The 8042-nt window shown below is 37.3% G+C and carries 7 protein-coding genes and 1 pseudogene; 4 read left to right on the top strand and 4 right to left on the bottom strand.

The features are described from left to right. Positions 1-350 precede the first annotated feature (350 nt). From GNY06_RS00825 to smpB, 3 genes are all read right to left on the bottom strand, one after another. Positions 351-1088 carry a YebC/PmpR family DNA-binding transcriptional regulator gene (locus GNY06_RS00825; protein WP_166518380.1) on the bottom strand — a complete coding sequence of 246 codons (738 nt, stop codon included), beginning with the start codon at positions 1086-1088 and terminating at the stop codon, positions 351-353. A gap of 114 nt (positions 1089-1202) precedes the next feature. Continuing rightward, positions 1203-2690 (bottom strand): OmpA family protein, encoded by a 1488-nt coding sequence (locus tag GNY06_RS00830; RefSeq protein WP_166518381.1) that lies wholly within the window; start codon positions 2688-2690, stop codon positions 1203-1205. Positions 2691-2757: 67 nt separating this feature from the next. After that, positions 2758-3216, bottom strand: coding sequence for an SsrA-binding protein SmpB (gene smpB, locus GNY06_RS00835; RefSeq protein WP_166518382.1), 459 nt, complete (start codon positions 3214-3216; stop codon positions 2758-2760). An 88-nt stretch (positions 3217-3304) separates the two neighbouring features. On the opposite strand from smpB, the gene GNY06_RS00840 reads away from it, so the two are divergent. The 4 genes from GNY06_RS00840 (at position 3305) to GNY06_RS00855 (ending at position 7866) form a co-directional block, all read left to right on the top strand. Further along, positions 3305-4927 carry an ABC-F family ATP-binding cassette domain-containing protein gene (locus GNY06_RS00840; RefSeq protein WP_166518383.1) on the top strand — a complete coding sequence of 541 codons (1623 nt, stop codon included), beginning with the start codon at positions 3305-3307 and terminating at the stop codon, positions 4925-4927. 189 nt (positions 4928-5116) lie between these two features. Then, positions 5117-6826, top strand: a complete 1710-nt coding sequence (gene recJ / locus GNY06_RS00845; RefSeq protein WP_166518384.1) for a single-stranded-DNA-specific exonuclease RecJ — start codon at positions 5117-5119, stop codon at positions 6824-6826. Between the two features lie 18 nt (positions 6827-6844). Further along, entirely contained in the window at positions 6845-7429 is a 585-nt protein-coding gene (gene nadD, locus GNY06_RS00850; RefSeq protein ID WP_166518385.1) for a nicotinate (nicotinamide) nucleotide adenylyltransferase, read from the top strand. A gap of 92 nt (positions 7430-7521) precedes the next feature. Then, positions 7522-7866: a DUF3817 domain-containing protein gene (locus GNY06_RS00855; RefSeq protein ID WP_166518386.1), complete on the top strand. Its 345-nt coding sequence runs from the start codon at positions 7522-7524 to the stop codon at positions 7864-7866. Between the two features lie 52 nt (positions 7867-7918). On the opposite strand, the pseudogene GNY06_RS15395 reads toward GNY06_RS00855, so the two are convergent. Further along, positions 7919-8042, bottom strand: a pseudogene (locus GNY06_RS15395) (IS982 family transposase); the annotation flags it as partial.

Below are 8042 nucleotides of genomic sequence, written 5' to 3' on the forward strand. Positions count from 1 at the left end.
CTATCCATAACTGGGGTATGGCATTATCACAACTTTATGTTAAATTTGGAGAGAGAATTCTCAAGGAAAAAAACAGCTTTTGAGGAGCATTAATTTAGAACCTGACACAGTTCGGGTGACACTCCCTAATTCTTAGGTTAAAATGAAAAATGATCTCAGGATCTTTTTATATTCCTTAAGGACTTTTAAATGTAATCTAGATGCAGAGCCCTACAAAGTATAACCACCTCTTTATAATTTTTTACACCACTCTACTGGACTAGCATAATAGTATTCTATTTTGCTTATTTTTATCTTCTTTAAAAAAGAAAGAGAGACTTTCTGCCTCTCTTCGTATTTTGATTAGTCCTTTAGACTTCCATCCATTCATCTTTCATCTCCATATTATGATAAACGTTCTGTACATCATCATCTTCTTCAAAACGCTCTAACATCTTTATATTGGCTTGTCCTTGCTCTAAGCTTACGTCTTTATACATATTGGGGATTCTCTGCAACTCGGCATTTTGAACTTCCAATTTCATCTCTTCAAGCTTATGTGACATCGCACCAAAATCTTCAAAAGCAGTGGTTACCATCACGATTTCATTGTCCTGATCGATTTCCTCAGCGCCTGCATCAATCATTTCCATTTCAAAATCATCCCACTCCATCTTAATCTGAGATTTTTCTATGGTAAAAATACCTTTTCTATCGAATAGGAAAGAAAGCTCACCATTTTTACCCAAATTTCCGTCAAATTTATTAAAAATAGCCCTTACATTGGCTACGGTTCTAGTGGGATTATTGGTGGTACATTCTATAAAGAAAGCGACCCCTCCCTGTCCGTAACCTTCATAGGTTATTTCTTCATAGGTCTCGGCATCTGCTCCTGAAGCTTTCTTTATGGCCCGTTCTACGTTGTCTTTGGGCATATTGGCCCCCTTAGCATTCTGAACACACCTTCTCAATGCCGGGTTGGAATCGGGATCAGGACCTCCCGCTTTTACTGCCAAAGCTATATCCTTGCCTATCTTGGAAAATGTCTTCGCCATTTTATCCCACCGCGCCATCTTTGAGGCTTTTCTATATTCAAATGCTCTTCCCATTTATACAATAATTTAATTGCAAAAATATCACTAATCAGTAAATTATACAACGACGAAACATAAAAAAACACCCCCATGGAATGGGAGTGTTTTGTATGAATTAGAAAAAACTATTTATTTTTTCTTTCTGATAACCTTTTTAGTCGTTTTTTTAACGGCTTTTTTAGTGGCTTTTTTTACTGGTTTTGTAACCGTAACATCATCTTTTTTGTAAGTTGCCCATTCAGTATCGTTAGAGATTGCTCTTACTTCAACTTTTCTATCAGCTTGTCTTGCTTCATTAGAAGCACTTGCTGGAACGGTTGCAAATTTAGAACCTACACCTACAGATTTTAATCGAGCTCCATTTACGCCTCTAGTTTCAAGCGCTTTCACTACAGAAGCAGCTCTTTGTCTTGATAGTCTTAAGTTGTAAGCAGGGTTACCTTTAGCATCTGTATAACCAGTGATTAAGAAGTTTTCAGCTTTAGCTCCTTTGATAACTTCAGCAGCAGTATCTACTTTAGATAGAGAACCTGATTGGATAGTCGCTCTATTGAAGTCGAACAAGATATCACTAAGTTCTTTTGTTACTCTCTGTGCAGTTGGAGGACATCCTTGGTACTCAGCAAGACCTGGTACATCTGGACATTTATCATCTTTATCAGGGATACCATCACCGTCTCTATCTGGCCAAGGACAACCTTGATTTTCTACTGGACCAGCCACTGTAGGGCATTTATCATCTTTATCAGGAACGCCATCGCCATCAGTATCTGGCCAAGGACAACCTTGGTTTTCTACCGGACCTGCTACGTCTGGACATTTATCATCGATATCAGGAACGCCATCACCATCGGTATCAGGACATCCTTTGAATTCAGGTAATCCTGGAGTATCAGGACATCTATCGTCTCTATCAAGGATACCGTCTTTATCTCTATCGCTGTTTCCAAACTTGAACAATAGAGAAGCAGAAGCTTGCCAGAAGTTTGCTACATTAGAGTTGTCCCCAGGAGTGGTTACATAATCTCCTTGGATTCCAAGACCAAAACTTTTGGTAATCCAGAAATTAGATCCTGCACCAGTTGATAGGGCAAAGAAATTTTTCTTCCCAAACCTGTCTCCTTTTCCGTTGTAGTATTCGTAGTGATAAACGTTTCTCCAGTCATTTCTAGGAAATTCCAATCCTGAGTAATCGTGTCTCATATAATTTGCACCTACTCTTAAATACGGATCGAACCAAGACTCCTCATTCCATAAACCATTGAATTTAAATTGAAGACCAAGACCAGCCATCAAGAAAAATTCTTTATCCATGTTAAATCTTTTATTCCCTACATCTCCTATAGAAGCTTGTAAATCCGCTACCAAGTATTTATTAATATTTCTAGCGACAGTGATTTTAGATAAAGGTGGAGTCTTAGAGAAATTATTCATATTAAACAACCTCTTCGTCAGATTCTGAGCAGAAAAGGTATTTGAGAAATTGTTAGCTTGTGCCCTGTGGTTTTCACCGTGTGCTCCCACTCCGATTAACCACGGATTGCTCGTAGTCTGAGAGAATGCAGTAGAGGCTACCGTAAGCGCCAACGCTGTAATTCCTAGTTTTAAATTTTTCATAGAATTAAATGATTAAATAATTGATAATGCAAAATAAATATAAAATTACGTATTAAACAAAGTTTTTTTAAAAATTCTTTTGAATCCTGCTCAAATTCCTATCAGATTCGCGTTTTTTAATAGATTCACGCTTATCATACAACTTTTTCCCTTTACCAAAGCCTATAAGCAACTTTGCTTTACCTTTATCATTAATATATAATTTTAAAGGTATTATTGTAAAACCCACATCTTTGACTTTTTTCTCTAGACGAGAGAGCTCGGCTTTATGCAACAGCAATTTCCTATCGCGTCTGGCTTTATGATTGTAAAATGATCCCATTTTATATTCATCAATCATCATATTTACCACCCATAACTCACCCTCTTTTAGCTGACAGAAACTTTCAGCTATAGAAGCTTTAGAAGAGCGTAACGACTTAATCTCCGTACCATATAAAACGATGCCAGCTTCATACTCTTCACGTATCTCATAGTTAAAGCGGGCTTTTCTGTTTACGATATTAACACTTCTTGCAATTTTCATACCAAAATTTAACAAAACTCTAAGCTTTTCACCAATTCATCTTTAATCGGGAAATCTTTTGTATTTTTGCACAAATTTACAAAAGTATATGTTAACAGTTTCAAATTTATCTTTACAATTCGGGAAAAGAGTACTTTTTGATGACGTCAATATAAAGTTCACCAAAGGAAATTGCTACGGGGTTATTGGCGCCAATGGAGCTGGAAAGTCTACTTTCCTTAAAATACTCAGCGGAAATCAAGAGCCCACTACCGGACATGTATCTTTGGAGCCCGGCAAAAGAATGTCTGTTTTGGAGCAGGATCACTTTGCCTATGACCACTTTACGGTGTTAGAAACCGTTATGCGGGGGAATCAGAAATTATTCGAAATTAAGGAAGAAATGGATGCCCTCTATGCAAAGCCCGATTTTTCTGACGAAGATGGCATTAAAGCAGGAGAGCTAGGGGTGATCTATGATGAAATGGGGGGCTGGAATGCTGAAACTGATGCTCAGACTATGCTTTCCAATGTAGGCATTAAGGAGGACCTACATTACAAAATGATGTCAGAGCTGGAAAATCAGGATAAGGTGAGAGTGTTATTAGCACAGGCGCTTTTCGGTAATCCTGATGTCCTTATTTTGGATGAACCTACCAACGACTTAGATATTGATACCATTTCTTGGTTAGAGGATTTTTTAGCAGATTATGAAAATACGGTGATTGTGGTATCCCACGACCGTCACTTCTTGGATGCCGTTTGTACCCACATTGGAGATTTAGATTATTCCAAACTCAACCTTTATACGGGGAATTATAGCTTCTGGTATCAAGCTTCCCAATTAGCGACAAAGCAAAGAGCTCAAGCCAATAAAAAGGCAGAGGAAAAGAAAAAAGAACTTCAGGATTTCATTGCGCGATTTAGCTCGAATGTGGCAAAAGCAAAACAAGCTACTGCCCGCAAAAAAATGATAGACAAACTTAATATTGAAGATATAAAACCCTCTTCTAGAAGGTATCCTGCTATTATTTTCGAACAGGAAAGAGACGCCGGCGATCAAATATTAGAAGTAAAAGATCTTGGAAAAACCAAAGAGGGGGAATTATTGTTTTCCAATATTAACCTCAACCTTAAAAAGGGAGATAAGGTGGCCGTGATTTCTAAAAATTCAATGGCGATTACAGAGTTCATGGAAATTATTTCTGGAAATGCTATTGCGGATAAAGGATCTTTCCAATGGGGCATTACGACCAAGCAAAGCTATATGCCTTTGGACAACACTAACTTTTTTAAGGAGAACCTAAGTTTAGTAGATTGGTTACGCCAATTCGTACAGAGCGATGAAGAAAGACACGAGGAATATGTGAGAGGATTCTTAGGAAAAATGTTATTTTCCGGTGATGAAGCTTTAAAATCGTGTACCGTTCTTTCGGGGGGAGAAAAGATGCGCTGTATGTTCAGCCGAATGATGTTGCAGAAGGCCAATATTCTTATCTTGGATGAACCTACCAATCACTTAGATCTTGAAAGTATTACGACTTTAAACAATTCCTTGGAAAACTTTAAAGGCACTATTCTAATTTCATCCCATGACCACGAGATGCTTCAAACAGTTTGTAATCGAGTAATAGAGTTAACCCCTAAAGGTATCATCGATCGATATATGACCTATGACGAATATCTGACGGACAAAAAAGTAAAAGAACTCAAGACAAAATATTACGCTTAAATAGAGTTTGATATTATAAAATTAGAGAAGACCTTACCATCTTCTCTAATTTTATATTACAGCCTTTCATAGAGGAGGATTGGTCGTGTTTACACTGAACTTGAGAATTTTATATTTCTAGGGAAACAAAAGCTAAATTTCCCGAAACTATTTAGACTTCCGTTTTTTATTTTTTATATTTGCTGACTTATGACGCAACGATGGATCTACAAACAGCCCCCGGCTGAAGACCGAATAGATAGCATCAGTTCTTCGCTCGGTTTTGGGCCCCTAGCTGCGAAAATACTGGTGATGAGAGGTATTGATTCCTACCAAAAAGCGCGTGAGTTTTTTAAGCCTAAGCTCTCGGATATTCACGATCCTTTTCTAATGGCAGATATGCATAAAGCGGTAGAGCGAATTGCAGAAGCAATAGAAAACGGCGAAAAAATTTTAGTTTTTGGAGATTACGATGTAGATGGTACCACAGCTGTTTCCTTACTTTATCTTTATCTAAGTAGAATATCGAACAAAAAATATCTGGATTTTTATATTCCTGATAGAAATTTAGAGGGATATGGGGTTTCTTCAGAAGGAATAGATTACGCTAACAACAATGGTTTTTCTTTAATTATTGCCCTGGACTGCGGCATTAAATCTATTGATAAAATAGAATACGCAAATGGTTTGGGAATAGACTTTATCATCTGCGACCATCACCTTCCAGGAGATGTTTTGCCACCAGCTAAAGCTGTACTAGACCCTAAGCGCAACGATTGTCTCTATCCCTACAAAGATCTGAGCGGATGTGGCGTGGGATATAAGCTATGCCAAGCGCTCAATACCCTGTATAAAATTCCAGAACAAGAACTCCAAGATTTAACCGATCTTTTGGTCATCAGTATTGCTGCAGATATTGTACCCATTACCGGAGAGAATAGAGTTTTTGCTAAAATGGGACTTAATAAGCTTCGCAAAACCAAGAGACATGGTTTAAAAATATTAATCCCTCCTGAAAAATTGAGAAATTTTAGTATTTCTAATATCGTATTTGAAATTGCACCTAAAATCAATGCAGCAGGAAGGATTTCCCATGGAAAAGCAGCGGTAGAATTAATGACAGCCGAAAATACAAAACAGGCCTATCTGATTGCCAATAAGATTGTGAACCTCAACGACGAACGCAAAGAACTGGATAGCAACATGACCCAACAGGCGATTGATCAGGTTATAGAAACTCAACAAGAAAACACCTATAGTACCGTAGTTTATCAATCGGGTTGGAACAAAGGTGTTATTGGCATCGTGGCTTCCAGATTAATAGAATTGTATTATAAACCTACTCTTGTATTTACGGATGGAAATGAGGGTGAAGTGGTTGCATCTGCACGATCTGTAGCAGACTTTGATCTTCATCAGGCACTGGATTCCTGCGCTGATTTATTCTTAAAATTCGGTGGACATCGGGCTGCAGCAGGCTTGTCTATGGAAAAAAAACACTTCTCCCAATTTAAGAAACGATTCGAGGAGACCGTAAAAGTATCCATCAAAGAACATCAAAAAAGTCCCAGCATTGAAATCGATGCAGAGATTTCCCTACAGGATCTGAACCATGATTTTTTTCAATTTCATAGGTGGCTTGCTCCTTTTGGACCCGAAAATATGAAGCCTATCTTAGTACTCAAAAATGTTCGCGTAAAAGGTTACATCAAGAAAATGGGAAAACAAAATTCACATCTAAAATTTAATATTATTCAAGAACAAGCTAATAAGGAAATAGAATGCCTGGCATTTAAAATGGGAGACTACGCCTCTGATTTTAGAAACAGAAACTTTGATATTGCTGTTACCCTTGAGGAAAATTATTGGAAGGATAGTCTTACCTACTACCTGAATATTAAAGATGTAATTTTTCATTAATTTTTCAAGAATTCGATTATGAAAAAAGTGGGTTTATTTTTCGGATCCTTTAATCCTATTCATATAGGACACCTTATTTTGGCCAATTATATAAGAGAAAACACCGATTTGGCAGAGGTGTGGTTTGTCGTTAGCCCCCAAAATCCTTTTAAGAATAAAACGAGCTTACTCGACGAATACAACCGTCTAGAGATGGTGAATCGAGCGGTAGAAAAGTATCCGCATCTGCACGCTTCCAATATCGAATTTGGATTACCTCGCCCTTCTTATACGATTGATACACTGACCTACCTGCATGAGAAATATCCGGAGACTCAGTTTTGTCTCATTATGGGAGAAGATAATATTGAACATTTACCTAAATGGAAAAACTATCAACAACTCGTTACGAATTACGAATTAATCGTATACCCAAGGCTCTTTGAAAACCGTAAAAAGGATTACTCCTATCCGGACAATACAAATATTCACCTAATAGAAGCGCCTATCATTGAACTTTCAGCTACGCAGATTCGCAACATGATAAAAAGGGACAAAAATATCCGTCCCATGTTACCTCCAGAGGTTTTTGACTATCTCGAAGGCAGTAATTTTTATAAATAACCCGCCTCTTTCCCCAGGCGTTTTAAAATTTGGATCTGACTAGGGAAAGCAAATATGAAAACATTCGAATTCTAGACTATCTTTGCAACAAAATGAAATTTATCAATCGCTTTTTTAACAAGTACCCAGAAGAAACCGTTATCAAATGGTTTAAAAATGTATGTATTGCTGAAGCTGTCTCCTGCTTTTTGCTCTATGGTGTCGCTATGGTTTGGAAGCGTTATGATCCCCATGGTCTCTATGCTACTCTCTTTATTATTATTATTGGTAATATCCATGGCTTATTTTTCACCTTGTATTTATTATTATGCCTGCCTTGCAGAAGAATTTATACTTGGGATGATGAAGACTTTGTCTTTGCACTCTTAGCTTCTCTATTCCCCTTTGCTACGATTTGGGTCGATAGCGCTCTGGCAAAAAAAGACCGAGAAGAATAATTTTGACTGTTTTTGATTTGTATTTATAAGCTAACTCATACCCGTGGTGCATTTAAGCAATACGAGTTTTTAAGTTGTTAATATTTCTATTGTTTAGTTTATTAATGCATTGTATAACAGTCAGTGCCATTATCTTAGATAATATTCTGTTCTTAAAGCCATCAAAGGATTTCGCA

It is taken from the genome of Elizabethkingia argenteiflava, from assembly GCF_009904105.1.
GTDB classification, from domain to species: domain Bacteria; phylum Bacteroidota; class Bacteroidia; order Flavobacteriales; family Weeksellaceae; genus Elizabethkingia; species Elizabethkingia argenteiflava.